This window comes from Comamonas resistens (assembly GCF_030064165.1).
GTDB lineage: Bacteria > Pseudomonadota > Gammaproteobacteria > Burkholderiales > Burkholderiaceae_C > Comamonas > Comamonas resistens.
The window spans coordinates 2,414,698-2,441,014 of sequence record NZ_CP125947.1; the positions used below are offsets into that span (position 1 = coordinate 2,414,698).

Here is a 26,317-nt window from a genome sequence, read left to right on the forward strand (position 1 = left end):
ATGCAAGCCCATGAGCACTGGATTGCCTGGCCTCTGGCATTGCTGGCGGCGCCACAAGGAAGGGAGGAGCCTGAGGGGAAGGAGGCTGTGCCTGTCACCGCGGCGGAGAGTGCCTGTTGGTGGGCACTGGAGTTCTCGCCGCGCGTGGCGGTTCTGGAAGAGGCCTTGCTCATGGAAACCAGCATGGTCCAGCGCCTCTGGGGTGGCCTGCAGCCCATGCTGGAGCAGCTGGACCGGGCTTTTGCCCTGGCCTGCCTGGCCTCTCAGGCCGGTATGCCGGATGCAGAGCTGGGAAAAAGCATGGTCCGCGCCGAGGCCGATACGCCCTGGCTGGCGCTGGCCAGACTGAGGCTGATGCAAAGACTCCAAGAGCAGGGCAAGGCCCTGCCTGCCGCCATGCCCGCCGATGCGCTGCCGCTGTGGACCTTGACGGTTTTGCAGCAGCACAGCGCTGTCTTGATGCGTCTGGGCTGCAGGACCTGGGGGCAGGCGCGAGAGCTGCCGCGCGCAGGTCTCTCGCGTCGTCTGGGGGGCCAGCTCTTGCGTGTGCTGGACGAGGCCTATGGTCTGCTGCCACAGCCCATGAACTGGCTTCAGCTGCCCGAGACATTCGTGCTGCGCCATGACCTAGGCTACCCCGCACGCAATGCGGATGCGGTGCTGCAGGTGGCCCAGCCCTTGCTGCGAGCGCTGCAATCATGGTTGCAGGCACGTCACCACGCGGTGCTGTCGCTGCAACTGCGCTGGCACCATGATCTGCGCCGCATTGACGGGCAGGAGTTGCCGGCGTGGGAGAGCTTATGCATACGCACGGCCCAGCCCACGCAGGGCATGGCGCATCTGCAGCGCCTGCTGCGCGAGCACCTGGGCCAGCAGCACTGGCGTGCACCTGTGGACATGCTGGAGCTGCAGGCGCTGAAGACCGTGCCCTGGTCGGCCGCGCCACTCAGTTGCCTGCCCGATCTGGCCGCGCAACAAGGCAGCGCAAACAGTCTGGCCTGGCATGAGTGGGTGGAGCGGGTCGGGGCGCGCTGGGGAGATGAAGCCGTGCGCATGGTCGAACCCCATGCCGACTATCGCCCCGAAGCCATGCAAAGCTGGAAAAGCGCTGCACAGTGCAATACACGGTCCGCCCAACAGTCTACTCAACAGCGCGCTGCTGCCTTGCCCGGCGCTGCTGGAAAAAGTCGTACTCGCCACGATTGCAGCGACCCCTGGCAGGCGCTATGGCCGCCCTGGCTGCTGCCCCGGCCCGAGGCCTTGGCGATCCGGAACAATCGTCCCCACTGGCATGGGCCGCTGCAGCTGCGTGCCGGGCCCTATCGGCTGGAGTCAGGCTGGTGGGAGGGGGCGCAAACACTGGCCGCGCGCGACTATTTTGTGGCGTTCAACGAAGTGGTCGGCCATGTCTGGATTTACCGTGAGAGGGCGCAGACCGGCGCATGGCTGACGGCTGCCAGTCATGCGCCCAGCTGGTTTGTGCAAGGTGTCTATGGCTGAGCTCACCATGCTGGATGGCGCTGTACCGCAGTCCGCGCCGCCGCCCACCGTCACCCCTGCCTCACCCATGGCGCAGGGCGCGGGCAGAGGGCCGCTGGCCTATGCAGAGCTGCACTGCCTGTCCAGCTTCAGCTTTCTGCGTGGCGCCTCGTCGCCGGCCGAGCTGGTGCATCGCGCCAAAAGCCTGGGCTATGCGGCACTGGCCCTGACCGATGAGTGCTCGGTCGCCGGTGCCGTGCGCGCCCATGAGGCGGCCAAAGACTGCGGCCTGCATCTGATCCATGGCAGCGAATTTGTCTGGGGTTCGCTCAAGATCGTGGCGCTGGCGCGCGATCTGCTGGGCTGGGGCAATCTCTGCGAATTCATCACGGCCGCGCGCGGCCGTGCGGCAAAGGGCGCTTATGTGGTGGATGAAGCCAGCCCCTGGCATCTGTTGCAGCAAGGCTGTGAATGCCTTCTGCTGCCCTGCCGTAGCGCGCTTGATGCTTCTGATCCTGTAGCTATTGGCACTTGTCTATCAAGAGTTTCCTCTTGTTTGGATGCCAGGTCCTTATGGCTGGGCGTGGAGCTGCACCTGGAGCCCGACGACAGCCTGTGGCTGCAGACGCTGCAGCAGGTGGGCATGGACCTGGGCCTGCCGCTGCTGGCCTGCGGTGATGTGCATATGCATGCACGCTCGCGCAAGCCGCTGCAGGATGTGGTGACCGCGATTCGCCTGGGCCGTACGGTGGCCGAGTGCGGTTTTGCGCTGCAGCCCAATGGCGAGCGGCATCTGCGCTCGCGCCTGCGGCTGGCTTCGCTCTACCCCCGGGCCATGCTGGATGCCACGCTGCGCCTGGCTCAGCGCTGCCATTTCAGCCTCGACGAAATCCGTTATCACTATCCGCAAGAAAGCGTGCTGCCCGGCATGACGGCCACGCAGACTCTGGCCTGGCTGACCTGGGAAGGGGCGGCGGGGCGTTACCCCGAGGGCATTCCCGAGGAGGTGCGCACACAGCTGCTCAAGGAGCTGCAGCTGATCGCCGATGAACAGTACGAGATGTACTTTCTGACCGTGCATGACATCGTGCGTTATGCGCGCAGCATCGGCATTCTGTGCCAGGGCCGGGGCTCGGCCGCGAATTCGGCCGTCTGCTACTGCCTGGGCATCACGGCGGTGAACCCGCTGGGCAACAACCTGCTGTTCGAGCGTTTCATCAGCAAGGAGCGCAGCGAGCCGCCCGATATCGATGTGGACTTCGAGCATGCGCGGCGCGAAGAGGTCATTCAGTACATCTACGAAAAATACGGGCGCGAGCGGGCAGCGCTCACAGCTGTGGTCAGTTGCTGGCGCAGCCGCAGCGCGTTGCGCGATGTGGGCAAGGCCCTGGGTCTGCCTGCCGACTTGATCGACGCCTTGGCCAAGGGACAGTACTGGTTCAGCGAACATGCCAAGGCCCAGGCTGAAAAAGCAGAGCAGCCTGCGCAGACTGGGCCTGCGGACGCGGCAGAAACAGCGATGGAAGAGCAGGGGCCTGAAGTCCTGCCCGAAGACTGGGTGGAGCGCAAGTTCAAGGAGGCCCAGGTGCTGGCCGAGGAAAAAGCCAGCGCCGTCAGTGCACACCAGCTGCGTTTGTGGATAGAGCTGGCCTGGCAGCTCAAGGACAGTCCGCGTCACCTGAGTCAGCATGTCGGCGGTTTTGTGCTGACCGAGGGCCGGCTCACACGTCTGGTGCCGGTGGAGCCTGCGACCATGGAGAAACGCTCCGTCATTCAATGGGACAAGGATGACCTGGATATCGTCGGCCTGCTCAAGGTCGATGTGCTGGCACTGGGCATGCTGACCATGCTGCGCAACGCGCTTGATGAGCGCGCACGCTGGCGCGGCGAGCGCTGGGAGCTGCACCAGATTCCGCAGGAAGATGCGGCCACCTACACCATGATCTGCAAGGCCGATACCGTGGGCACCTTCCAGATCGAGAGCCGAGCCCAGATGAGCATGCTGCCGCGCCTGCAGCCACGCACTTTCTATGACCTGGTGGTGGAAGTCGCCATCGTGCGGCCCGGGCCGATTCAGGGCGGCATGGTCCATCCCTATCTGCTGGCGCGCGAGCGTCAGCGCAGGGGGATGACCTTGAAGCTGGAGAAGCCTGACCTGGAAAAAGCGCTCAAGCGGACTCTGGGCGTGCCTATTTTCCAGGAGCAGGTCATGCAGATTGCCATTGAGGCCGGTGGCTTTTCAGCGGGCCGTGCCGATGAGTTGCGCCGCTCCATGGCCGCATGGAAGCGCAAAGGCGGCGTGCATCGTTTCAAGGATGAGCTGATCGATGGAATGATCGCCAACAAATACAGCGCCGAGTTTGCCAATGCCATCTTTCAGCAGATGCTGGGCTTTGGCGAATATGGCTTCCCCGAAAGTCATGCCTACAGCTTTGCGCTGCTGGCCTATGCCAGCGCCTGGCTCAAGCGCCATGAGCCGGCGATCTTTCTGCAGGCCTTGCTCAACGCCCAGCCCATGGGCTTTTATGCACCGTCTCAACTGGTGCAGGATGCGCGCCGCCATGGTGTGCGCGTGTTGCCCGTCGATGTCTGCCATAGCCACTGGCATTGCACGCTCGAAGAGCCGCTGGCCCCCGTACGCGGTGTGGCGCAATCCCAGCCTGCGGTGCGCCTGGGCCTGAACCGGGTGGCGCAGCTGGGCAAGGCTGCAGCGCTGCGCATTCAGGAGCAAGCGGCGCAGGCCCCATGGGCGGATGTGGCCGATCTGGCCATCAGGGCGCAGCTCGATCAGTCGCAGATGCAGGCCCTGGCCGCTGCCGATGCGCTGCGCAGCCTGGCAGGTCACCGACGTCAGCAGATGTGGGATGCCGCTGCGCAGGCACGCTTGCCGCCGCTGTTTGCCCAGGCGCCCATTCATGAGCCGCAACTGGAGCTGCCTGCGGCCAAGGAGGGTGAGGAAATCATGTTTGACTACGCGGCCACGGGCCTGAGTCTGCGCCGCCACCCGCTGGCGCTGCTGCGCGAAAAGCTGGTGCGCCATGGCATAGGCACGGCGGCTCAGTTGCGCCAGATGCTGCCCGGCCAGAAAGTGCGCGCCTGCGGTATCGTCACCGTGCGCCAGCGCCCGCCCACGGCTGGGGGCACGCTGTTCATCACGCTGGAGGATGAAACCGGCGTCATCAATCTGGTGGTCTGGAGCAAGACTTTCGAGCGTTACCAACCCGCGCTGCTGCAGTCACGCCTGCTGGCCGTGGAGGGCGTGTGGCAGCGCAGCAGCGCGCCGCAGCTGCAGGAAGATGAATTGGAGCCAAAACAGCTCCAAACCAAGGTGGGAGAAGCGCCAGCTGCTCATCATTTGGTAGTCATGCGGGCCAAGAACATGACGCACTGGCTGGGCCGCTTTGCGCAAGTGGGCCTGAGCAGCCGCGACTTTCATTGAATTGCTGAGGTCATGTGTGAAGTGGCTGCGCCTTGCGTGGGCGGGCTCACTTTGCATGTATCTGCGCCAGCAACTGCTGGCAGTTCACATCGTCGTCGGCCGCAGGCACGGTCAGCGGCACCAGCGCCAGGGCCACGGGGGCCAGTGCGGCTGCGGCCACTGCCGCGCCGGCGCGGGCAAACAGCGGTCCCGGCTCCAACCCCACATCGGGCTTGGCAAAGCTGCCGCGTACATACAGCGGCGTGCGCAGCGAGAAGAATTTCCATTTGAGCGACTCGGGCACGATGCGCAGATCCAGTTGCTCCTGCGTCAGATTGATTTGGCCAGTGGCTTGCACAATGGCCTCGGTCGTGGCCAGCTTGGCCATGCGGGGGCGGGCCAGACCTTTTTCCACATTGAAATCGGCCACGGCGCAGCGCAGCTGCACTTCCTTGTCGATGCCAAACAGCTTGGAGACGATGATGGAGCCGACATTGAGCCCCGCCATGTCCAGCAGCCGTGAGCTGAAAGTGCCGTCGCGCACGAACAGGCGCACCGAACCATTGCCCGTGCCCAGCCATTGCGCCAGCGACTGGCCCTGGCCCTTGAGGGAAACCGCTCCATCCAGACGCCCCAGGCTTTTTTGCATCTGCTCGACCTTGGGGAAGAGGGCCGAGAGCTTGAGCGCCTGCACCTGCCCCTTGATCTGCGCGGCCACGGGTTTGGCATGGCTGTCTATGGCGGCGTCGAAGTTCAGGGCGCCCTGGGCAAAGCCGAACTTGAGGGGCGAGAGTGTGAGCCTGCCGTTGTCCATCAGTGCATGCAGGCTCAGGTTCTGCAGCGGCAAGGCCTGGGGACGGATGATATGGCCGCTGTCATAGCGCAGGTCTAGATCCATCTTGTCCCAGTTGACGGTCTCGAACTGGATTTGTGGCAGCACCTTGCCATTGACGGGCTTGGGTGCGGCTTCGCTGCCTGAAGGTGCAGCGCCTATGACAGGGCCCAGGTCGACCAGGCGCAGCTGTTGGGAACGCATCTGTCCGCTGAGCTTGGGGCGAGGCTGGCCCGAGCTGTAGTGCAGGTCGCCGCTGAGGTCGCTTTCCCCGACCTTGCCTTGGAACTTCTCATAGTCCCAGGTGGCCTTGCCCGGCTGCAGGCTGCCGATCAGATGGCCGCTGGTCTCGAACGGCGGTGTGGCGGGCAGCAGCAGGCCTGTCAGACCGAACAGATCGGCCATGCTTTTGCCACGCAGGTGCACCTGAAAATCCAGCCCGTCCAGCGTCTTAGGATTGTCCAGAAAGCCCTCGGCAAATGCTTGCAGCTGGCCTGCCTTGGCACTGATGCGCAGCGGAAAATGCAGCTTGTCCTGGCGCAGATCCAGTGCAGGGCCTGCCAGACCCTGGGCCTGAATCTGTGCCTGGGTCTTGCCCTGGTGGATATAGCCGCTGAGACCGAAGCGGATGCCATAGCGGGAGCCATGGGGCTGATCCTTGCTTACCGGCCTGCGCAGGCTGTCCACACGGGCGCGTACCGCCATGTTCCTGATGCCGTCGGACCAGCCCAGCACGCCATCGCTGATGCGCAACTGGCCGATGTCGAAGCTCCAGCGCGGGCCGGCATTGTTTGGGGTCTTGAAGCTCCAGTTGTTGTCGCCGCTCTGGCTGCGGGCCAGCACGATGTCCGGGCCTTGCAACTGCAGGCTGTCCAGCTGCACATGCCGGGCCAGCAGCGGCCACAGGCGCAGGCTGGCGGTTGCACGCGCCGCCGTGACCATGGTGCCGGCGGTGCGCGGTGGCGGCTGACTGGGTGCATCGGCAATCGCGTCGTCGCTGTCCTCTGCCTCTTTTTCCTGATTACCGCTCCCGGCGGCTGCGGCTTTGGACTTGCCGGCAGCATGCCGGGGCAGGCGGCCTGTATTGAGTTCCTTGGGGACGGCAGGCAAGGCAGGGTGTTCGGCGCTGCCTTTGCCGGGTGCTTCTTCTATGCTCCAGCCAGAGGGCTGGCTCAGCGACAGATCGTTGGCCTCGATCACCACGCCTGGAATCCAGTGTTGCCAGCCCGTGTCCAGCGGCTGCGGCCAGGTCCAGCTCACCTGCAGATCGCCATTGATCGCGAAATCGCGCCCCGTGGCGTTGCTGACGGTTTCGTTGATCCAGGGCTTGAGCCGATTCCAGTCCATGAAGGCAATGAGGGCGACGACGACCAGCAGCATGGCCAGCCAGGCGCCGATCGCAATCAGCAGCCAGCGCAACCAGCGCTGGCGCGGGGTAGAGAAGGCAGGGGGCGGGTTTGGGGCACGAACAGGTGCAGCAGTGTCAACCATGGGCATCAGTCCTTGTTCATGCATGCTAGCGCGGGCCGGGCGGCAGGCTGCGTCATCCAAGGCCGACGATGTACTATCGCCAATCTGCTATTAACTCAATAGCTGCATGCGCTTTATACACAGGCGCTTGAGGCAGAAAATACTCGAATTCTCAGATAGCGTAGGGATAGCGCTGGCTCAGCCCCGGGCTGATCTGCTCCATCAAGGCATTGAGTGGTGCGGCAAGTGCCTCTTCGTCAAGTTCGTCGGCAAGCGTTTCCCACTGGCGCATCAGATCGGCCAATTGCAGCCATTGGCCAAAGTCCAGCGCCATGGGCTGAACGACCGCATCCGGGCCTGCGGCGTGATCGAGAAAGCCTATGCCTTGCTGCCCATCCAGCGACATCAGCCAGGCATCGCCCGTGCCGGATGCTGCGAATATCCACCAGTTCTGCCCCAGTTGCGCCAGCGGTACGTCGCGGCCCCGAAGTTCGCTCAGTGCTTGCCGGGCATCGAGAAACACGCAGTCGCCAGAGATTTCCCGGGCCGGCCAGCGGTGTCCTGGTTGCAGCTGTGCAATATCGGTGGCTCCGAACAGTTCCTGGGCAATGGTGTGAGGGCTTCGCAGTGAGAGCATGAACAGTCCATGGAAAAAACATCAGGCCGTGACGGCCTGGACATGATGGTGCCTCAATCTGCATGGCCTGCGGTCATGTTTGCCCGTGAGTTTGCAGAGCGAGCAGAAAAAAACGCAAGCCATGCTCTCCGCCCTGGGGCGGTGCTGATGAGGGGCGTCGTCAGACACTAGAATTTCGCGCCATGCACAACTCCCACGATCCCAAGGTCCTGCCCGTACGCGATGGCGTCAGCCCCAGTTGCGTGGTGCTGCCCAGTCAGGGCCAGGGTTTGCTGATCGACTTTCTCTGCGAGCGCCTGCCAGCCGTTGGCCGTGATGACTGGATGCGGCGCATGGTCGCAGGAGAGGTGGTCAGCGAGCAGGGGCACAAGGCAGGGCCGCATGCGCTGTTCACGCCGGGGCTGCGCTATTACTACTACCGCGAACTGGCAGCGGAGCCGGCCATCCCTTTCGAGGCCGAAGTCATCTACCGCGACGAGCATCTGCTGGTGGCCGACAAGCCGCATTTTCTGCCCGTGGTGCCTGCGGGCCAGTACTTGCAGAACACGCTGCTGGTGCGGCTCAAGCGTGAGTTCGATCTGCCCGAGCTCTCGCCCATTCATCGCATAGACCGCGATACGGCGGGGCTGGTGGTGTTTTCGGTGCAGCGTGCCACGCGGGGCATTTACCAGGGGCTGTTTCGGGACAGGGCGATTCACAAGGTCTACGAAGCCGTGGCGCCGTATCGCGCCGATCTGGCGTTTCCGCGCGAGCACGCCAGCCGCATGGAGGAAAGCGGGCATTTCTTTCGCATGCACGAAGTGGCGGGAGTGCCCAACAGCCGCACGGCCATGGAGATCATCGAGCACAACCGGCAGTGGGCGCGCTACCGGCTGCTGCCGGTGTCGGGCAAGCGCCATCAACTGAGGGTGCATATGGCGGCTCTGGGCCTGCCGCTCAAGGGCGATGCCTTTTACCCCGTGGTCAACGATCCGGAGCCTGGCGACTATTCCAATCCGCTGCAGCTGCTGGCGCGCAGCCTGGCTTTTGACGATCCGCTGACCGGCCTGCCGCGCGAGTTCATCAGCCGACGCAGCCTGCAAGCACTGCCAGTCAGCGCATAGCTGTTTTTGACGACCCTGTCTGACAAAGGGGGAAGGCATGCAGCGATGTTTATCGGACAAATTTGTCCGATAATTGCGCCATGTCCACCCCACGCCCCTCATCCGTTGAACGCCGCGCCCAGTTGCTGGATGCGGCCGATGCCGTTTTTGCCGAACATGGGGTAACGGCGCCGCTGGACCTGATCGTCGAGCGGGCCCAGGTCGGTCGCGCCACGCTGTATCGGCAGTTCCCCGACCGCAGGGCCATCATGCTGGCCCTGCTGGAGCGTTCGGTGGAAAAAACCCGTGCAGCGGCCGCTGCCTGGCATGACGACGACGAGGCCTTCTTCAAGCTGCTGACCATGGTGGCGGAACGCATTGCCTTCTCAGCCACGCTGGTGGATTACTGGCGCACGGTGGATAGGGGCGATGAAGAAATCCGCCATGCGCGCCAGCAGATGTGGCAGGTCTTCGAAGAGCCCATGAAACGTGCCATGGCCAAGGGCCTGTGCAAGGAGGTGCTCAATGCCAAGGACCTGTCCCTGGTCTTTGGCATGCTGGGCGGTGCGCTGCGCGGTGAAACGCCCGCACAGCGCAAGCAACTGGCACGTCGCGCCCTGCAAATCATTCTGGATGGAATCAAGGCCTGAGGATCTATGAGCCAAGCTGCAGCACAGGCCCCGGGGGGCAATGTTCCAAACCCAGGCGCAGCTTCCAGCCCACCCGGCAGTCCAGCCGCAGCAGCGCCGGCTTCTGCCTCCACCCCCGCCATCCCTCAGGGGCCGGTCATCTTGCTGCGCCGCCCGCCCGACTGGGCCGAGCACGAGAAACCCGCCTTGCCTGGCTCGCCGGCCATGTTGCAGCACGAGTCCTGGGTGCGGGTCTGCTATGGCTTGATTGCCGTGCTGATCGGCTTGACCGGCGGTCTGGGCAATGCCCTGTTCACCGCCAACCTGCCCACGATTCAGGGGCAGATGGGCCTGACATCGGTAGAGTCTGCCTGGCTGACAGGTGCCTATGTCATGTTCAATATGACGGCCAATCTGCTGGTCTACAAATTCCGCCAGCAGTTCGGCATGCGGCTGTTTGCCGAGATTGGCCTCGGTGCCTATGCGGCGCTCAGCGTGCTGCATCTGGTGCTGGGCAGCTACCAGAGTCTGATTGGGTTGCGTGCAGCCAGCGGGCTGGTGGCGGCGACCTGCTCCTCTTTGGGCACCCTGTACATGCTGCAGGCTGCGCCGCGCACCTATGTGCTCAAGATGCTGGTGATAGGTGTGGGCGTGGGCCAGTTGGCCACGTCGCTGGCCTGGGTGCTGTCGCCCAGCCTGCTCTACAACAGCGAGTGGCACAACCTCTATCTGTTTGAAGCCGGGCTGGCGCTGCTGTCGTTTGCCGCCGTGGTGCTGCTCAAGCTGCCGCCCGGCCTCTATATCAAGACCTTCGAGAAGCTGGACTTCGTCACCTTCAGCCTCATGGTGCCGGGCCTGGGTCTGCTGATTGCCGTGCTGGTGCAAGGCTACTCGCGCTGGTGGCTGGATTCGCCCAGCCTGGCCTGGATGCTGGTGGGAGCCATAGCGCTGCTCAGCATCGCGCTCTATATCGAGCACCACCGTGCCAACCCCATGTTCCACACGCGCTGGTTTGCGCAGATGCCGACCATACGCTTTGTGATCGGGGCCATCCTGCTGCGCTTTTTGACGGCCGAGCAAAGCTACGGCGTGGTGGGGCTGATGCGCACCCTGGGCATGACCTCCGATCAGATGCAGCCGCTGTTCATGGTGATTCTGCTTGGAACCCTGATTGGTGTTGCGTTGTCTGCCATCACCTTTGGTGTGCCGCATATGGGCAAACAGATCGTGGCAGCGATTGCGCTGTTTGCGGTGGCGGCATTTCTCGACCATCACCGCACCAGTGTGGACAGGCCGTCGGACTTTTTCTTCAGCCAGTTTCTGCTGGCCGTGGGGGCCGGCATTTTCATGGGTCCCTTGATGTTGACAGGCGTGATTCAGGGCTTGAAGTACGGCGCCAACCACATGCTCACGGCCGTGGTCACCATCTCCATGACGCAGGCCATGGGCGGCTTGCTGGGCTCGGCCTTGCTCAGCACCTATCAGACGCACCGCCAGCAGGTGTACTCGGTGGCGCTGGTTGCGCAGCTGGACCCGACCGACCCCGTGGTGGCGGAGCGGCTCAAGATACAGAACCAGATCTACGGCAGGGTGACGCCCGACCCTGTCATGCGTGCCAACCAGGGCACGCTGCAGCTGCAGCAGATCGTGCGGCGCGAAGCCAATGTGCGCGCCTACAACGATGTATTCATGCTGACGGCCGCCATTGCGCTGCTCTACCTGCTGTGGAGTCTGGGCGCATCGGCGCGCGTGCGCCAGGCTGCAGCCCTGGTGCGGGCGATGACGCGGCAAAGCGGCAATCAGGTGGCAGCGGCTGCCGCGACTGACGGCACGCCCCAGCGTGCGCCAACGGTGGCGGCCGAGCCCTCGGCGAGCGGTCAGCCTGAGCAGGAGCATGAGAAAGAGCGTGTAACCGTGGTGGTGCAGTCCGGCCAAACCGATGCCTATGGCGATGTGGAAGAGGGCAGCCAGTCCGACGCTGCCGGGGCACGCCGCACCGTGGTGATCGAAGGCGCGAAGGCGCGCGATCTTTCGGCGGCTGCCAAGGCTGCCGAAGCGCAGGAGCAGTCCGTGCTGGCCAGCCGCGACCCGCTGCAGGACAACCCACAGGCTTTGGAGCTTGAGGCGGAGCTGGAGCAGGAACTGGAAAAGAAAGCCCAGCAGGCCGAGTCGGATGCGGAACCAGAGACGCAGACCCGCTCCCGGACACCCAGGCAATGAACTCAAAACAGATAACAGCAAGAGATTGAGCATGAGCGACAGTCAAAAAACATCCTCCGCCGCAGCACCGGCTCCAGCGCCCGCATCCACATCGGCAGCGGCTTTGCCGCCTACACCCAAGAAAATCAAGCCCTCGCTGCGCAGCGTGCTCATCATGATGGTAGTGGCGCTGGCCGGCATCTTGCTGGTGCTGCGTGCCTGGAACCTCTGGCCCTTCAGCAACTCCGTCGTGACCACCGACAACGCCTATGTGCGCGGTGCCGTCACCGTGCTGGCGCCCCAGGTCAACGGCTATGTGACCGAGGTGCTGGTCAAGGACTATGAACAGGTCAAGGCCGGCCAGCCCCTGGTGCGCATCGATAGCCGCACTTATGAAGCTGCCGTGGCCCAGGCCCAGGCCCAGCTGGCCAATGCCCAGGCGCAACTGGCCAATTCCGACCAGACCCAGGCCCAGAACCGCGCCACGCTGGGCGCCAGCCGAGCGGGTCTGGCGGCAGTGCAGGCCGAGGCCGAGCGCTCCCAGGCCGAGCTCAAGCGCGTGCAGGAACTGGCCGAGCGTGGCTCCGTGTCTCTGAACGAGCGCGACAAGGTGCGCGCCACCGCGCGCCTGGCCGCCACCAATGTGGCCAAGGCTCAGGCCGATATCGACATCAACCAGGAAAAGATCAAGGCCACGACCGTGGGCCGCGATTCGCTGAAGGCCCAGGTACAGATGGCCGAGGCCCAGCTGCGCCAGGCCCAGATCAATCTGGACAACACCGTGGTCCATGCGCCCAGCGACGGCCAGGTCAGCGAGGTTTCGGTGCGCAAGGGGCAGTATGTGGCGGCAGGCACCCAGCTCATGTATGTGGTGCCGCCCACTTTCTGGGTGGTGGCCAATTACAAGGAAACCCAGACCGCCCATGTGCAGATCGGCCAGGCCGTGAGCTTCAGCGTGGATGCGCTGGGCGGTACCCATCTCAAGGGTCATGTGCTGGAGATTGCACCGGCCACGGGTTCGGAGTTCAGCGTGCTCAAGGCCGATAACGCCACCGGCAATTTCACCAAGGTGGTGCAGCGCCTGCCCATCAAGATTGCCATTGACGAAGGCCAGCCCGAGGCTGCGCGCCTGCGCCCCGGCATGTCGGTTATCGTGCGCCTCGATACGGCGCAAAAAATAGAGCAGCCTGCGCAGTCACGCAAAGGGACAGAGGCCAATCTGGCTGAGGAACCAGCGGCTGCCATGGCACCGGCTGCCGCAGTATCGACTGCCGCAGTATCGACTGCCGCAGTATCGACCGCCGCAGAACAGGCCAAACCATGAAGCCGCGTATGAATGCCTGGATGCTGCGCATCGTGCCCCTGGCCGCAGCAATGCTGTTGACCGGCTGCAGCGTGCCCAGCCTGAGCCATGCACCAGATACTGCCCAGGCGGCAGTGCCAGAGCGCTGGAGCCAGCTCGTCGATAGCGGTGATGACGATGTGAAAGCCCCCGCCGTGCAGGCGCAATGGTGGCAAGCCTTTGGCGATGTACAGCTGAGCCGCTGGGTGGAGCTGGCACTGCAACGCAACAACGATGTGCTCACGGCCATGGCGCGTGTCGATGAAGCCAGAGCCAATCTGGACATGGCTGGCTCGGGCGCCATGCCCCAGGTATCGCTGAGCGCACCGGGTTCGGCCAACCGCAGCCTGAGCGCAAGAACCGGGCAGATGGTGCATGTGCGTTCGGCCCAGCCGGTGCTGCAGGCCAGCTGGGAGCTGGATCTGTGGAATAGATTGGGCTCGTTGAGCCAGGCTGCACAGCAGCGCCTGCAGGCCAGCCAGGCCGATAACGACGCCGTGCGCTTGACGGTGGCTGCCACCACGGCTCAGGCTTATATCGGCCTGCGTTCCTTGCAGGCACAGCTGGCCGTGGCTCAGTTCACCGTCAAGTCGCGCGAAGATGCCGTGCGCCTGCTCGGTGATCAGGTACGCGTGGGCTATATCTCGCAGCTGCAGCTGAGTCAGGCACTGGCCGAGCTGGAAAGTGTCAGGCAATCGGTGCAGCAGCTGTCATTGGCGCAGGAGCGCCAGCGCATTGCACTTATGCAACTGGTGGGCGGTGTGGGCGACGAGCAGGCCCAGGCACTGATGCAGCGCACGCTGGACGGAGCCTCTTCGGTCATGCCCCGGCAACTGGGGACGCAGGTGCTCGATCGCATTGAACTGCCCCGCATGCCTGCAGCCGGCCTGCCTTCTGCCTTGCTGGAGCGCCGCCCCGATATTGCCCGTGCTCGTTTGCAACTGGCCGCCAGCGACAGCAATCTTGCGGCCCAGAGAGCGGCCTTCTTGCCCCAGGTCAGCCTCAGTGCCAATTTCGGCAGTCTGCTCATCAATGCGCTGGACTACAACCCCGCGCGGGTCTGGTCGCTGGGCGGCAGCATTCTGGCGCCGCTGTTCACCGGCGGGCGCCTGCAGGGGCAGTTCGATGCCGCGAGCGCCCAGCGCGATCAGGCGGCCTATGCCTATCGCGGCGTGGTCATCAAGGCCTTTGGCGATGTGGAAACCGCACTGGTCAGCACCCAGCAGCTGCAATCCCAATGGCAGCATGCCAGGCAGCGTGAAACAGTGCTGACGAGCACCCTGGGCTTTGCCAAGGACCGCTACGAAGCCGGTTACGCCAGCTATCTGGAGGAACTCGATGCGCAGCGCAATCTGTTTGCCGCCCAGCAGGACGTGCTGCGCCTGCGCCAGAGCCAGCTGGAAAATGCCGTGGCGCTGTACCAGGCGCTGGGCGGGGGCTGGCAGCCGGGCGGGGAAGTCAATCCGGATTCCAAACCCTGAAGCCTTGCGTAAAGCTCCTGAAAAATGAGCTGCCGGCGCATATTGGCAATGGATTTCAAGGCATCTTGAAGTAATACCAGAGGCCGATGGTCCCGAGTACCAGTACCAGCAGCCACAGAAACCAGCCTTGACCTCTGGGCACTTCGCCCGGCGATGGTGTTCCAGGTTGGAAGCTGCTGGGTGCGCTGGCCCGCACCGATTGCCGCTGCAGGTTCTGCCAGTCCAGCGCAATGCCGTCCATCGCTGCGTCGATATGGTCCTTGGCCTGAGCCAGCCCCAGGCCCGTGGCCTCGCGCAGCAGCTTGATGGCCTCGACCTTGCTGCCGCGCGCCATGGCATCTTCCACCTTGGCTCTGACCTCCGCGGGTACCGCGGCGGCGCCGGACATCAGCATCTCTATCGCTTCGGCATGGTCGCCACTCACGGTGACGGAGCTGGTGGTCTTGCCATTGATGGTGGTGCTGCGGGTCTTGATGGAGGTGAAGGAGCTACCTCCCGAGGCATTGGCCTGGTTCAGCTGATCCAGCAGCTGTGTGGCGTCCTTCATGCCCAGCTTTTCCAATTGTTCGCGCAGCTGCTGCATGGCTTCGGTCTGGGCGTGATCCGATGCTTCGGACTGGATAAAGCCCGGCTCATCGCTGGCCTCCAGCAGGTCCTTGGCTTCTTTCAGGCCCAGCCCGCATTGCTCGCGCAGCTGTTTGATGGCTTCGATCTTGTGGCCGCTTTGCCAGTGTTTGAGTATCTCTGGCGGAATCTGTGTGGGCATGGGCTGCACTTTCTCTGTGTGACGCATGAACTCCGGCTTCAGCCGCAGTCCACCTGCAGGCGGCTGAAGTCATTGGCGCGCAGCTTGTCATCCTCGATAAAGGCCATGAGCCGCGCACCGTCCTGCCAGCACCAGTTGAACTCTTGGTGCGATTGCAGCGTCAGCAGCGAGCGCCAGTGCGAGCTGCTCGGATATTCCTCCAGATCAGGCGTGGGGTCGTAGCCCAGGCTGTCCCAGGAGGGGCGCCCCAGCAGATAGTCGCGCGGCAGATCGCCGTTTTCTTCGAGTGCGCCAAACCAGTCATGGAGTTCGTCGAAATCCACGGGCCAGTCCTGGCGCAATTCTTCATGGCGAGGAAGGTCGATGCAGTTCTCGAATTGCAACGCAAGGCTGTCCGTGACCCAGCGGTGGGGGGCCTGGATTTCATGCATATCGCCAATGTCCGGCCAGTAGAAAGCCTTGAGGTAGTCCTCGTCGCGCCAGAATATGGCGTCGTCCTCGTCAAAGCCGTAGAACAGCGACAGCAGGCCGCTGCCGGGCAGCCCTGCCGGCCGATCCGGGCCCTCGGGCAGGTCGGCAAAGTTGATCTGCCCAACAAACAGATAGTGGCCGTCCGGGTGCTCGGGCCAGGCAAAGCCTGCAGGCACCATGGGCTGACCACCGAAGCGGCTTTGCAAGGCCTCGCCCCCGGCCTTGCCCAGCCGAATGGCAACGGTTGGCTGGGCCAGATTCAGGAAATACGGTTTGTGGGCCTGCAGCAGGGGGGAGGCATCCAGGTGCTTTTCCAGTGTTTTGAGGTCCATGAAGCTTTGGGCAGTGGAATTGCAGGCCATTCTGGCCCAGACGGCAGCTAGGCCTTGGCGGATGCCGTCTGCCAGATGCAACAAATCGTCTGCCTATGGCTGTCCCCTTATTGCTCTGTCTATAGAAAATTCATAGCTGCATGCGCAGATAGTCAGTGGATTTGAGACGGAATCGGCTCAAAATTTCCGAGGGCTGGCCAAGCGACACCGACATCTGGTGATCAAGCTGATCGGTCCAGGCCCGATAGGTACGCAAAGCCATGGCATGCAGCTGGGCGACGCGCGGCTGCAACTGGGCCAGAATCTGCGTCTCGCTTTGCACCGCGGGGCCGCTGGCCCGCTGAAGTTCGCTTCGGCCTTCGCTACACCACTGGCGCACGCTGGCTTCGGTGACTTCCAGGTGGCCCTGAAACGCCCAGTGGCGGCCACGGACAAAGCCCTTGTTCAGGCAGTGCTGAGCGTACATGGTGCGGCTGGCGCCTTGCGGGATTTCAAAGGTGTCGTAGTGCCAGTTGAAAAGAGTGGCTTGTGCGGGCAAATCCATCAGTTGCTGGGCGCGGGAGGTGATCCGGACCTCACTCCAGCCGATATTGGGGCAGGGGTTGCGCCAGACGCGCGCACCCATGGCGCGGGCCAGCATTTGTGCGCCAAAGCAGTGGCCGAGCACGGGCACATCGTGCTGCAGCGCGCTTTGCAGCAGGCAGCGTTCGTTCTCGATCCAGCGCAGCTGTTCATTGGCGCAGTGATTGCTGCCCAACACGATGATGCCGCGGTAGTCGCGGGCATTGGCCGGGGCCGAGCCTTGGGCACAAGGGTCCAGCAGCACATGAGGGATGTCTTGCTGGCGCAGGTGATCGAGCAGAATGCCCGGGCCTTGCGCGGCTTCATGCTGGAGGATGGCGACTGGTTTCATAGAGCAGGCCTGTGCGGGCAGGCCGTTGGTTCAGAGGCCTTCACTCTAGGTTGGCGCTGCTCAAGCCCGTGTATGGAACGCGGTGATCGCCATCAAGTCGGTATCAAGCTGAAATTCAGCCTGGGGCTTCATGCTTTTGCCAATGCGCCCGGCCCTCATGCCAGAATGGGCTGGCATTACAGATCAAATACCAACTCATGCACCAGATCCATGAAGAAAAGTCCGGCCACGGCAGTACCCAGTCCGCGTTGACATTGGCGGCCCTGGGCGTGGTGTTCGGGGATATAGGCACCAGTCCGCTCTATGCCTTCAAGGAGGCTTTCACCGGCGGCCACGGGCTGTCAGTATCGCCAGAGAACGTGCTGGCGGCGCTGTCCGCCTTGCTCTGGGCGGTGATCGTGATCGTGGCCATCAAATATGTCTGGGTGGTGCTCAGCCATGACAACGACGGCGAAGGCGGCGTGCTGGCGCTGACGGCACTGGCCCACCGCGTGATGGGTGATAGTTCACGCCGTTCGCGCTTTGTGGTGGGGGCGGGCGTGTTTGCCGCCGCGCTGTTCTATGGCGACGCCATCATCACGCCGGCGATTTCCGTGCTCTCGGCCGTCGAGGGCATGAGCATCGCCACGCCGCAGTTCGAGCATTTCATCGTACCCATCACCATAGGTATTCTGATCGGGCTTTTCTCCATCCAGATGAAAGGCACGAGTGTGGTCGGCAAGCTGTTCGGCCCGGTCACCATCGTCTGGTTTGTAGCCATTGCCTGGGTGGGGGTGAGCAGTATTGCGCAGACTCCCATGGTGTTGCAGGCCGTGAACCCGCTGCATGCGCTGCGTTTCGCCGTGGAGCATACGGACAAGGCCTTCTTCCTGTTGTCTGCCGTGTTTCTGGCCATGACCGGAGCCGAGGCCCTGTATGCCGACATGGGCCACTTTGGCAGCCGCGCCGTGCGCATTGGCTGGTACGGGTTGGTGTTTCCGGCGCTGATGCTCAATTACTTCGGTCAGGGTGCGCTGCTGCTGCGCAATGCCGAGGCAGCCAGCAATCCCTTTTTCTTGCTGGCCTCGCCGTCCTGGCTGCTGATCTTTGTGGTGCTGGCCACGGCGGCAACAGTGATTGCCTCGCAAGCCACCATCTCGGGCGCGTATTCCATGACGCTGCAGGCCAGCCGCCTTGGCTATCTGCCCCGCGTGCGCGTGCTGCACACCTCGGACAAGGAGCAAGGCCAGATCTATATTCCCAGCGTGAACTGGTTGATGCTGCTGGCCGTGATTGCGCTGGTGCTGGCCTTCAAATCCTCGGGGGCTCTGGCGGCGGCCTACGGCATCGCGGTCTCGGGCACCATGCTGATTACCACCATGCTGGTGGCTTTTGTGGTCTATCTGGGGCGCAGGCCCTTCAGGCGGGTGACCCTGGGGGCGCTGGCCTGTTTTGCGCTGCTGGAGATCGGCTTTTTCGTCTCCAACCTGACCAAGCTGGAGCAGGGCGGCTGGTTCCCGCTGACCATGGGCGGCCTGATCTTCACGGCTTTGGTGACCTGGCGCGATGGCACGCAACTGGTGGCGGAACACCGCCGGAGGCTGGACATTCCCATGGAGGACTTCATGAGTTCGCCCATGAAGGGCGTGCCCGTGGTCTCAGGCACGGCCGTCTATCTGACGTCCGATCTCAAGCTGGTGCCCAATGCGCTGTTCCACAATCTCAAGCATTTCAAGGTCATGCACGAGCAGACCGTGTTTTTGCATGTGGTCAACGAGAACACACCCTATGTGCAAGAGGCCCGGCGCCTGCAGCTGCAGCGCCTGTGCAGCGGGGTCTGGACGCTGGCCATGCACTTCGGCTTTCGCGAGCAACCCAACATCCCGGAAGCTCTGAAGTTCATCCAGCCTGACGAAGAGGGCGAAACACCGGATCTGGACCCCATGAAGACCAGCTTCTTTGTGGCCCGCGTGCAGGTGGTGGATGGCCCCGGTGGCCTGTCGGCCTGGCGCTGCGCGCTGTTTGGCTGGATGACCCGCCAGTCGGCCAGCGCAGCCACCTATTACAAGCTGCCCGCCAACCAGGTGGTCGAACTGGGCACGCAAGTCGTGCTTTGATAGAAAACAGCCTGTAGCCCTTTCAGGGAGTGCGCAGGCTGCTATCTTTTGATGATTTTTGTGGTGCGTGGCTTATTCGCCCAGCGCATCCAGTGCACGGGCCGAATACACCATGGCCGCACCGGCGTTGAGAGCCACGGCCACGCCCAGGGCTTCGGCAATTTCTTCCCTGGTCGCGCCCGCTGCCTTGGCCGCCTTGGTATGCACGGCAATACAGCCGTCGCAACGCGTGGTCACGCCCACGGCAATGGCAATCAGCTCGCGTGTCTTGGCGTCCAGGTGGCCCGTCTTGCTGCCCGCGGAGGACAGGGCCTTGTAGCCTTCCATGGTGCCGGGCGAGAGCTTTGAGAATTCGCCCAGACGGCCAGCCAGTTCCTTGCGGTATTCGTTCCAGTCCAGCATGCGATGCTCCTTGTGTTGAAGAGCCTCATTGTGTTGCGTGGCTCTGAATCATTCAATGCGAGATTTGCTCGAATTTTTTAGAATTCGTCTCATGGATGCTTTGAGTCGCCTTCTTCAGCTGGCCCAGGTGCAGGTGCTGATCGATGTGCGCTGCCTGCTGGGCGGAGGCTTTGTGCTACCGCATGCGCAACTGCGGCAGGAAGCGGTTTTTCACCATGTGCTGGCGGGGCAGTGCCGCCTTCAATTGCCGGGGCGGGAGCTGCAGCTTCAGACCGGCGACTTCGTGCTGCTGCCTCTGGGTGGCGAGCATGCGCTGCGCTCTGCCTTGCCCATTCGCTCGGCAACTCTGCGGATGCAGGAGCCTGTCATGCAGACAGAGCTTGCGCTGCCGTTGAAGACCAATGTGCAGGTGCAAAGCGATGCCTCGGTCGAGCTGCTATGCGGGCGCTTTCGCTACGCTCAAGGGGCAGGGCAGTTGCTGACCGGCTGGCTGCCCGAAGTGCTGCATGTCAACCTCGGGGCGGTGGCGCCAGACTCCGGTTTGCCGGTGCTGCTGCAATGGCTGCGCGCGGAGGCGCAGGGCGCTTCCAGACCCGGCGCTCATGCGGTGATCGACGGTCTGGGCCAGGCTTTGCTGGCGCTGGCCTTGAGGGCGGCGCCGCAGTCGCCGTTGCCTGCTGGTCTGCTGCCGCTGCTGGCCGATGCGCGGCTGGCTGCATCGATGCGCGCCGTTCTCGATGCGCCTGGCCGGAGCTGGACCATAGAGAAACTGGCCAGCATGGCTGCCATGTCGCGCGCCACCTATGCGCGCCGCTTTCAGGCCTTGGCGGGTTGTGGCGTGGCCGAGTTCGTGCTGCGCCTGCGCATCATGCAGGCCTGTGCCTGGCTTGCCGAGGGGCAGAGCATTGCGGGTGTGGCCGAGGCCGTGGGCTATGGCTCGGAAGCGGCGTTTGTCACGGCCTTCAAGCGCGTGACGGGGCAGACCCCGGCGCGCTGGCGCAGAGCTGACAGCCAGGCCCCGTTTGTACAGCAACAAGTCTGACGGGTATTACGATGCAAGGCTTCTTTGGGGAACAGGCACCGTGCATATCGCTATTTTGACCTTCGAGGGCTATAACGAGCTGGACTCGTTTGTGGCTCTGGGCATTCTCAACCGCATCAAAAAGCCTGGCTGGCGCGTATCGATTGCCAGCCCTACGCCTACCGTGCGCTCCATGAACGGACTGGTGGTGGAGTCGCAGGCCAGTCTGCAAGAGGCCGCCGAAGCCGATGCCGTGATTGTGGGCAGCGGCATGCAGACCCGTGAGGTCGTGGCCGATGCGGCGCTGATGGCGCAGCTCAAGCTCGATCCCGCGCGGCAGTTGCTGGCCGCGCAATGTTCGGGCACCTTGGTGCTGGCCAAGCTGGGGTTGCTGGCAGGCATCAGTGCCTGCACAGATCTGACCACCAAGCCCTGGGTGCAGGAGGCCGGTGTCGAGGTGCTCAACCAGCCGTTCTTTGCACGCGGCAATATTGCGACGGCCGGTGGCTGCCTGGCTTCCCCCTATCTGGCCGCCTGGATCATTGCGCGACTGGAGGGGCTTGAAGCGGCGCAAAGCGCGCTGCACTACGTCGCGCCAGTAGGTGAAAAGCAGCAGTTTGTACAACAGGCCATGGGCAATATCCTGCCTTTCATGACCGAGCTGCAGCAAACAGCATGAGCGCGCTGGCATTGGCAGGTTCATGGCCGGCACTGAAATCTGCCCGCGCTGCAGCTTTGCCGATGTCGTTGAAAGGCCTTGCAGTCAGCCTATGAAAAATAGCTTGACCTTCTGCGCTGCAGTCTTCATGAGTGCCAGCATCCTGGCGGCCCAGCCCCGGGCGGTGGACGTCAACGGCTTCGATCTTGGCAATGTGAAGCTGGGCATGGACCTTGAGCAAGCCAGAGCGGCCATGGCCGCCCATTTTGGCGTGCTGCCGTCAGCGATTGCGTTGGACTACAAAGCCGAGCCCAGCCCGCTGACCGGCACCAAGCTGCCCATGCGTTTGCGCTACGAAAGCGGGGGCGAAGAGCTGAGCGTGAACCTGGAGCCCAGGCTGCCGATCACGGCATCGACCCGCAGATTCGCGGTCGCTCAAATCGTGCGCCGCTGGCCCGAGGGGGTACGTAGCCAGGCACAGATTTTCGAGGCAGCGCAGGCGCAGTATGGCCCACCCTCTGGCATCGTGGATCAGCGCATGCTGTGGTGTGCCAGGCCTTTGGCCAACCCCGCCGTGGTCTGCCTGCAAGACAATCCGGCGGTGTTCGCGGTGTCCGCCAAGGGGATGGCGCTGTTCGACGTGAGCTGGGTCGATGCCCGTGTGGAGGCAGAGATGGCGGCAAAGGCCAGAAAGGCTCAAGAGTCTCAAAAGACCCTGAAACCCCAAAAGCCCCACTAGCATGCACTGCTTGAAAACTGTATAAAAATACAGTTTCATGTCTGGCGCCAGCATCGCTCCCCACCGCTTTTACTATCTGCACAACTTCCAGCAGGCGCTGGACTGGTTGGGCCAGCGCTATGGCGATCTGCTGGACGCCGAGGAGTCGCGCTTTCTGCAGCTGTTTCCCCAGCTGCCGCAGAGTGCACAGGCCCTGCTGGTGCGCATGGTGATGCGCAAAGGGCCATGGTTTCGCGCCAGCAAACTGGTCTATGAGGAAATTCCACGCACGACAGAGGCTGCAGCGCCGCTGCTGGAAATGGGCTGGATCAGCGCCGATGCGCCCATGGAACTGGCCGAGCTGTTTGGCCTGCACACCAAGCCCGAGTTGCTGCAGATCCTGAAAGGCGCAGGGCTCGGCACCGCGCTGCGCAAGCCCGAGATGCTGGCCCGGATGAAAGCGGCTTTGGGCGAGCGGGCCGGGCAGGGCCAGCCCTATGCCTGCTGGAACGAGCAAGCCGATGAGCCCGTCTGGCGCGTGTTGGTGGGCGAGCTTTGCGAGCGCCTGCGCCTGATGTTCTTTGGCAATCTCCACCAGGGTTGGTCGGAGTTTGTACTGACCGACCTGGGCATTTTTCGCTATGAGGCCGTGGCACTCGATGTCGCTTCGCGTGCGTTTCAAAACCGTGCCGATGTGGACTTTTATCTGAGCATCTCGGCCAGTCGCCAGGCGCTGGATGAGGGCGCAGATGCTGAGCAACTGCTGCAGTCACTGCTCAAGCAGCAAAATGCCCACCCCTGGCTGGATCAGCGCCGGGCCAAGGTGTTGCTGCGCATAGGCCAGGCCTGCGAGCGCGCGCAGGACTGGCCGCTGGCCGCCCAGGCTTATACCGCCAGCCACTACCCCGGTGCACGCCACAGGCATATCCGTGTGCTGGAGCGCATGCAGTGCTTCGATCAGGCGCTGGCGCTTGCCAGCCAAGCGCAGGCCGCTCCTGAAAGTGAAGAAGAACGCCAGCGCGTGGCCCGCATGTTGCCGCGCCTGCGCCGCAGCCTGGGTCTGGGTGGCAATGCACGCCAGGCCGCACTGGCTCCAGCCGTGGCGGCCTTGCGCAGCGATGTGCTGCTGGATCTGCCCGACCCGCCCGGCGCGGTGGAATATGTGCTGCGCGACCATTGGCATAGCGCTGCAGCGCCCGTGTTCTATGTGGAAAATGCGCTCATCAATTCGCTGTTCGGACTGCTGTGCTGGCCGGCGATTTTCGCGCCATTGCCCGGTGCATTTTTTCACCCGTTTCAAGGCGGCCCGGCCGACCTCGGCGCACCTGACTTTGTTGTGCGCCGGCAGCCACTGTTCGATGCCTGCATGGCCGAGCTGAAGGACGGTCGTTACCGGGCCAGCATTCGTGCGCGCTTTACCGACAAGGCCGGCATTCAGTCGCCTTTTGTCTTCTGGGGCACGCTGACCGAAGAGCTGCTGGAGCTGGCCCTGGACTGCATTCCCGCAGAACATTTGCAGACGTTGTTTGCGCGTTTGCTGCTGGATGTGAAAGCCAACCGCACGGGCTTTCCCGATCTGGTGCGCTTCTGGCCTGCCAACAGCGACAGCGAGGGGCGCTACGAGCTGGTGGAGGTCAAAGCCCCGGGTGACAAGCTGCAGGACAACCAGATTCGCTGGCTGGACTATTGCGCCGGGCAGGGCATTCCCGTGCGCGTCTGCCATGTGCAGTGGGCCGCGGCCGAAGCAGGGCTTGAATGAGTGCGCTGCTTTCCGTGGCCGTACGCGCCTTGTGCGAGTTCACGGCGCGCGCCGGCGATCTGGATCTGCGCTTTACGCCTGCCCCCAGCGCGCTGGAAGGGGTGGAGGGCCATGCGGTCGTGCAGAAACGCCGGGAAAAACGGCTGGGTGCAGGCTATGAGGCCGAACTGGCATTGAGCGGCACTTTTGAAGGTCTGCAGGTGCGCGGCCGTGCCGATGGTTTCGATGCGGTGCAGCAGCAACTTGAAGAAATCAAGACTTTCCGAGGTCCGCTAGAAGGCGTGCGCCCTCACCACCGCGCCTTGCATTGGGCGCAGGCCAAGGTCTACGGCCATCTGCTGTGCCAGGCGCGAGGGCTGGAGCGCGTCAAGGTGGCGCTGGTTTATTTTCAGATCGGCAGCCAGCAGGAGACGGTGCTGGTCGAAGACTGCAGCGCAGCCGAGCTGCAGCAGTTTTTTGAGGCCCAATGTCGGCGTTATCTGGACTGGGCACGCAGCGAGGCTGTGCATCGCCAGCAGCGCAACAATGCGCTGGCAGCCTTGCAGTTCCCCATGCCGGTGTTTCGCACGGGGCAGCGCCAGTTGGCGGTGGCCGTGTATCGCACGGCGGTCAGTCCCGCTTCGGGTTCCTGCCTGATGGCCGAGGCGCCTACCGGCATTGGCAAAACGCTGGGAACGCTGTTCCCCATGCTCAAGGCCATGGCTGCCGAGGTTCAGGCAGGAACTGCGCAAGATCATGAAAAAGTGAGCGGCTTGCGCATGGCGGATAAGGCTTGCAGCCCGGAAAAGCTGTTTTTCCTGACTGCCAAAGGCACAGGCCATGGGCTGGCACTGCATGCCTTGGGCCAGATCCGGACCGCGCTGGAGCAGCAGCTTGCCGCAGACCTGCGTGTGCTGGATATGCAGTCGCGTGACAAGACCTGTGAGCATCCGGACAAGGCCTGTCATGGAGAGTCCTGCCCGCTGGCTCGTGGTTTCTTCGACCGCCTGCCGGCAGCGCGTCGGGAGGCAGTTGAGAGTGCTCAAGTCTGGGATGCGTCCCGCGTGCGAGCCATAGCGCTGCAATATGACATCTGCCCCTATTACCTGTCGCAGGAGCTGGCGCGCTGGGCAGATGTGGTCGTGGCTGACTATCACTATTACTACGATGGCGCCGCCATGCTGTATGCGCTGACGCAGCAGCAGGGCTGGCGTGTGGGAGTGCTGGTGGACGAGGCCCATAACCTGCTGGAGCGCGCCCGCAGCATGTATACGGCGCCGCTGTCGCAATGGGATTTGATGGCAGCCCGTCAGTCGGCGACCGGGGCGGTCAGGAAGGCGCTGGACGCCCTGCAGCGCCAATGGAGTGTGCTGAACAAGGCCTTGACCGGAATGCGGGGCGAGCCGCAAGACAGTGACGACATCGAGGTGCTGGACGATGGCAATTTGCCGTTGTTTGCCGAGCCGGCCAAGGAGTCCAGATCCGCATCCGCCACACCTCGCACCACACCTAGTACACCTCGCACTCCTGCCCAGTCTTATCAAAGTCATGTCGCCATTCCTGCCGCGTTGCTGGCCGCCGTGCAGCGCGCCGTGGGCGCGATTGCCGATGTGCAGGCCGATCAGCCGCTGCCGCCCGGGGATGCGGTGCTGACGTTTTACTGGGAGCTCTTGCACTTTCAGGCTCTGGCCGAGCAGTTCGGTCCACATGCCTTGTTCGATATCGAACTGGCTGCGCCCTCAAGAGCCAACCGGGGGCGCATGCCGGTTTCCACGCTGTGCATACGCAATGTCATACCCGCCCCCCATCTGCAGGCCCGCCATGCCGCGGCCCGGGCCACGGTGCTGTTTTCGGGCACGCTCAGCCCGCCGGCTTTCTACCGCGATCTGCTGGGCCTGCCACAGGACACGGCCTGGCTGGAAGTGGATGCGCCCTTTGCCGCCCGGCAACTGCAGGTGCGTATTGCCCGGAATATCTCCACCCGGCGGCGCGATAGGGAAGCCTCCCTGGCGCCCATAGCCGATCTGGTGGCTGCGCAGTTCGCACGCCAGCCCGGCAACTATCTGTGCTTTGTCAGCAGTTTTGACTATCTGCAGCGCGTGGCGGCTGCCATGCAGCGCCTGCACCCCCAACTGCCGCTTTGGCAGCAGGAGCGCGGCATGGACGAGGCCGGACGTGCCGAATTTCTGCAGCGCTTTGCCGAAGGTGGGCAGGGCGTGGGACTGGCGGTGCTGGGCGGCGCATTTTCCGAAGGCGTGGACCTGCCCGGAACGCGGCTGATCGGTGCCTTCATCGCCACGCTGGGCCTGCCTCAGGTCAACCCCGTCAACGAGGCCATGCAAGAGGCCATGAATGTGGCGATGGGCGCCGGCCTGGGCCACGACTACACCTATCTCTACCCCGGTCTGCGCAAGGTGGTGCAGGCCGCTGGCCGCGTGATTCGCACCGAAGACGACCAGGGCGTGGTGGTGCTGATGGACGACCGCTTTCAAAGGCCGGATGTGCAAGCCCTGCTGCCGCGCTGGTGGCAGATCGAGCAGCGCTGATGCCGTGGAAATAGGCTGTAAACGCGGGCTGGCCTGGAAACGCTCTCTCACATTTCGTTGGTGAATCTGACCGAATTCATCGGGATC

Annotated in this window: 19 protein-coding genes; 13 read left to right on the top strand and 6 right to left on the bottom strand. The window is 63.4% G+C overall.

The annotated features are described in order from the left end of the window. The gene (locus tag QMY55_RS11275; protein ID WP_283488677.1) at positions 1–1,500 is read left to right on the top strand and encodes a DNA polymerase Y subunit UmuC family protein; all 1,500 of its coding nucleotides are present in this window, start codon (positions 1–3) and stop codon (positions 1,498–1,500) included. After that, a complete protein-coding gene (gene dnaE, locus QMY55_RS11280) occupies positions 1,493–4,918 on the top strand; it encodes a DNA polymerase III subunit alpha (protein ID WP_407650674.1) in 3,426 nt (1,141 codons plus the stop codon). Before QMY55_RS11275 ends, dnaE begins: the two co-directional genes overlap by 8 nt. A 46-nt stretch (positions 4,919–4,964) precedes the next feature. Here the strand turns inward: dnaE and QMY55_RS11285 are convergent, their stop codons facing one another. Together QMY55_RS11285 and QMY55_RS11290 are read right to left on the bottom strand one after the other, a co-directional pair. Beyond that, positions 4,965–7,220: an AsmA family protein gene (locus tag QMY55_RS11285; protein ID WP_283488678.1), complete on the bottom strand. Its 2,256-nt coding sequence runs from the start codon at positions 7,218–7,220 to the stop codon at positions 4,965–4,967. 151 nt (positions 7,221–7,371) lie between these two features. After that, positions 7,372–7,836, bottom strand: a complete 465-nt coding sequence (locus QMY55_RS11290; protein WP_283488679.1) for a hypothetical protein — start codon at positions 7,834–7,836, stop codon at positions 7,372–7,374. Between the two features lie 182 nt (positions 7,837–8,018). Between QMY55_RS11290 and QMY55_RS11295 the strand changes: the two genes are divergently transcribed. The 5 genes from QMY55_RS11295 to QMY55_RS11315 all read left to right on the top strand — a co-directional run bounded on the left by QMY55_RS11295 (position 8,019) and on the right by QMY55_RS11315 (position 14,569). Beyond that, positions 8,019–8,939: an RluA family pseudouridine synthase gene (locus QMY55_RS11295; protein WP_283488680.1), complete on the top strand. Its 921-nt coding sequence runs from the start codon at positions 8,019–8,021 to the stop codon at positions 8,937–8,939. Positions 8,940–9,019: 80 nt separating this feature from the next. Continuing rightward, a complete protein-coding gene (locus QMY55_RS11300; protein ID WP_283488681.1) occupies positions 9,020–9,568 on the top strand; it encodes a TetR/AcrR family transcriptional regulator in 549 nt (182 codons plus the stop codon). A gap of 6 nt (positions 9,569–9,574) precedes the next feature. Continuing rightward, complete coding sequence (locus tag QMY55_RS11305; protein ID WP_283488682.1) at positions 9,575–11,767, top strand: efflux MFS transporter permease; 2,193 nt, start codon at positions 9,575–9,577, stop codon at positions 11,765–11,767. A 31-nt stretch (positions 11,768–11,798) separates the two neighbouring features. Beyond that, positions 11,799–13,070: an HlyD family secretion protein gene (locus QMY55_RS11310; protein ID WP_283488683.1), complete on the top strand. Its 1,272-nt coding sequence runs from the start codon at positions 11,799–11,801 to the stop codon at positions 13,068–13,070. After that, complete coding sequence (locus tag QMY55_RS11315) at positions 13,067–14,569, top strand: efflux transporter outer membrane subunit (protein WP_283488684.1); 1,503 nt, start codon at positions 13,067–13,069, stop codon at positions 14,567–14,569. The genes QMY55_RS11310 and QMY55_RS11315 overlap by 4 nt, the downstream gene beginning before the upstream one ends. 55 nt (positions 14,570–14,624) lie before the next feature. On the opposite strand, the gene QMY55_RS11320 is transcribed toward QMY55_RS11315, so the two are convergent. The 3 genes from QMY55_RS11320 to QMY55_RS11330 all read right to left on the bottom strand — a co-directional run bounded on the left by QMY55_RS11320 (position 14,625) and on the right by QMY55_RS11330 (position 17,051). Continuing rightward, entirely contained in the window at positions 14,625–15,362 is a 738-nt protein-coding gene (locus QMY55_RS11320; RefSeq protein WP_283488685.1) for a ribosomal protein L7/L12, read from the bottom strand. An 11-nt stretch (positions 15,363–15,373) separates the two neighbouring features. Continuing rightward, positions 15,374–16,138, bottom strand: a complete 765-nt coding sequence (locus tag QMY55_RS11325; protein ID WP_283488686.1) for a YwqG family protein — start codon at positions 16,136–16,138, stop codon at positions 15,374–15,376. Between the two features lie 130 nt (positions 16,139–16,268). Then, positions 16,269–17,051, bottom strand: a complete 783-nt coding sequence (locus QMY55_RS11330) for a type 1 glutamine amidotransferase (RefSeq protein WP_283488687.1) — start codon at positions 17,049–17,051, stop codon at positions 16,269–16,271. Positions 17,052–17,248: 197 nt separating this feature from the next. On the opposite strand from QMY55_RS11330, the gene QMY55_RS11335 reads away from it, so the two are divergent. Continuing rightward, positions 17,249–19,147 carry a potassium transporter Kup gene (locus QMY55_RS11335; RefSeq protein WP_283488688.1) on the top strand — a complete coding sequence of 633 codons (1,899 nt, stop codon included), beginning with the start codon at positions 17,249–17,251 and terminating at the stop codon, positions 19,145–19,147. 72 nt (positions 19,148–19,219) lie between these two features. Here QMY55_RS11335 and QMY55_RS11340 read toward each other — a convergent pair whose 3' ends face one another. Then, positions 19,220–19,549, bottom strand: a complete 330-nt coding sequence (locus QMY55_RS11340; RefSeq protein WP_283488689.1) for a carboxymuconolactone decarboxylase family protein — start codon at positions 19,547–19,549, stop codon at positions 19,220–19,222. 91 nt (positions 19,550–19,640) lie between these two features. On the opposite strand from QMY55_RS11340, the gene QMY55_RS11345 reads away from it, so the two are divergent. The 5 genes from QMY55_RS11345 to QMY55_RS11365 all read left to right on the top strand — a co-directional run bounded on the left by QMY55_RS11345 (position 19,641) and on the right by QMY55_RS11365 (position 26,230). Continuing rightward, positions 19,641–20,591: an AraC family transcriptional regulator gene (locus QMY55_RS11345; protein WP_283488690.1), complete on the top strand. Its 951-nt coding sequence runs from the start codon at positions 19,641–19,643 to the stop codon at positions 20,589–20,591. A 40-nt stretch (positions 20,592–20,631) separates the two neighbouring features. After that, a complete protein-coding gene (locus QMY55_RS11350) occupies positions 20,632–21,249 on the top strand; it encodes a DJ-1/PfpI family protein (protein ID WP_283488691.1) in 618 nt (205 codons plus the stop codon). A gap of 127 nt (positions 21,250–21,376) precedes the next feature. After that, entirely contained in the window at positions 21,377–21,967 is a 591-nt protein-coding gene (locus QMY55_RS11355; protein ID WP_283488692.1) for a hypothetical protein, read from the top strand. Positions 21,968–22,004: 37 nt separating this feature from the next. Further along, positions 22,005–23,705, top strand: coding sequence for a VRR-NUC domain-containing protein (locus QMY55_RS11360; protein WP_283488693.1), 1,701 nt, complete (start codon positions 22,005–22,007; stop codon positions 23,703–23,705). Then, positions 23,702–26,230: an ATP-dependent DNA helicase gene (locus QMY55_RS11365; protein ID WP_283488694.1), complete on the top strand. Its 2,529-nt coding sequence runs from the start codon at positions 23,702–23,704 to the stop codon at positions 26,228–26,230. Before QMY55_RS11360 ends, QMY55_RS11365 begins: the two co-directional genes overlap by 4 nt. The last annotated feature ends 87 nt before the right edge of the window (positions 26,231–26,317 follow it).

What these genes read in the sequence shown, in the direction of transcription:
- QMY55_RS11275 (WP_283488677.1), top strand. Translation starts at nt 1, where the DNA reads ATGCAAGCCCATGAGCACTGGATTGCCTGGCCTCTGGCATTGCTGGCG.
- dnaE (WP_407650674.1), top strand. Translation starts at nt 1,493, where the DNA reads ATGGCTGAGCTCACCATGCTGGATGGCGCTGTACCGCAGTCCGCGCCG.
- QMY55_RS11285 (WP_283488678.1), bottom strand. Translation starts at nt 7,220, where the DNA reads ATGGTTGACACTGCTGCACCTGTTCGTGCCCCAAACCCGCCCCCTGCC.
- QMY55_RS11290 (WP_283488679.1), bottom strand. Translation starts at nt 7,836, where the DNA reads ATGCTCTCACTGCGAAGCCCTCACACCATTGCCCAGGAACTGTTCGGA.
- QMY55_RS11295 (WP_283488680.1), top strand. Translation starts at nt 8,019, where the DNA reads ATGCACAACTCCCACGATCCCAAGGTCCTGCCCGTACGCGATGGCGTC.
- QMY55_RS11300 (WP_283488681.1), top strand. Translation starts at nt 9,020, where the DNA reads ATGTCCACCCCACGCCCCTCATCCGTTGAACGCCGCGCCCAGTTGCTG.
- QMY55_RS11305 (WP_283488682.1), top strand. Translation starts at nt 9,575, where the DNA reads ATGAGCCAAGCTGCAGCACAGGCCCCGGGGGGCAATGTTCCAAACCCA.
- QMY55_RS11310 (WP_283488683.1), top strand. Translation starts at nt 11,799, where the DNA reads ATGAGCGACAGTCAAAAAACATCCTCCGCCGCAGCACCGGCTCCAGCG.
- QMY55_RS11315 (WP_283488684.1), top strand. Translation starts at nt 13,067, where the DNA reads ATGAAGCCGCGTATGAATGCCTGGATGCTGCGCATCGTGCCCCTGGCC.
- QMY55_RS11320 (WP_283488685.1), bottom strand. Translation starts at nt 15,362, where the DNA reads ATGCGTCACACAGAGAAAGTGCAGCCCATGCCCACACAGATTCCGCCA.
- QMY55_RS11325 (WP_283488686.1), bottom strand. Translation starts at nt 16,138, where the DNA reads ATGGACCTCAAAACACTGGAAAAGCACCTGGATGCCTCCCCCCTGCTG.
- QMY55_RS11330 (WP_283488687.1), bottom strand. Translation starts at nt 17,051, where the DNA reads ATGAAACCAGTCGCCATCCTCCAGCATGAAGCCGCGCAAGGCCCGGGC.
- QMY55_RS11335 (WP_283488688.1), top strand. Translation starts at nt 17,249, where the DNA reads ATGCACCAGATCCATGAAGAAAAGTCCGGCCACGGCAGTACCCAGTCC.
- QMY55_RS11340 (WP_283488689.1), bottom strand. Translation starts at nt 19,549, where the DNA reads ATGCTGGACTGGAACGAATACCGCAAGGAACTGGCTGGCCGTCTGGGC.
- QMY55_RS11345 (WP_283488690.1), top strand. Translation starts at nt 19,641, where the DNA reads ATGGATGCTTTGAGTCGCCTTCTTCAGCTGGCCCAGGTGCAGGTGCTG.
- QMY55_RS11355 (WP_283488692.1), top strand. Translation starts at nt 21,377, where the DNA reads ATGAGTGCCAGCATCCTGGCGGCCCAGCCCCGGGCGGTGGACGTCAAC.
- QMY55_RS11360 (WP_283488693.1), top strand. Translation starts at nt 22,005, where the DNA reads ATGTCTGGCGCCAGCATCGCTCCCCACCGCTTTTACTATCTGCACAAC.
- QMY55_RS11365 (WP_283488694.1), top strand. Translation starts at nt 23,702, where the DNA reads ATGAGTGCGCTGCTTTCCGTGGCCGTACGCGCCTTGTGCGAGTTCACG.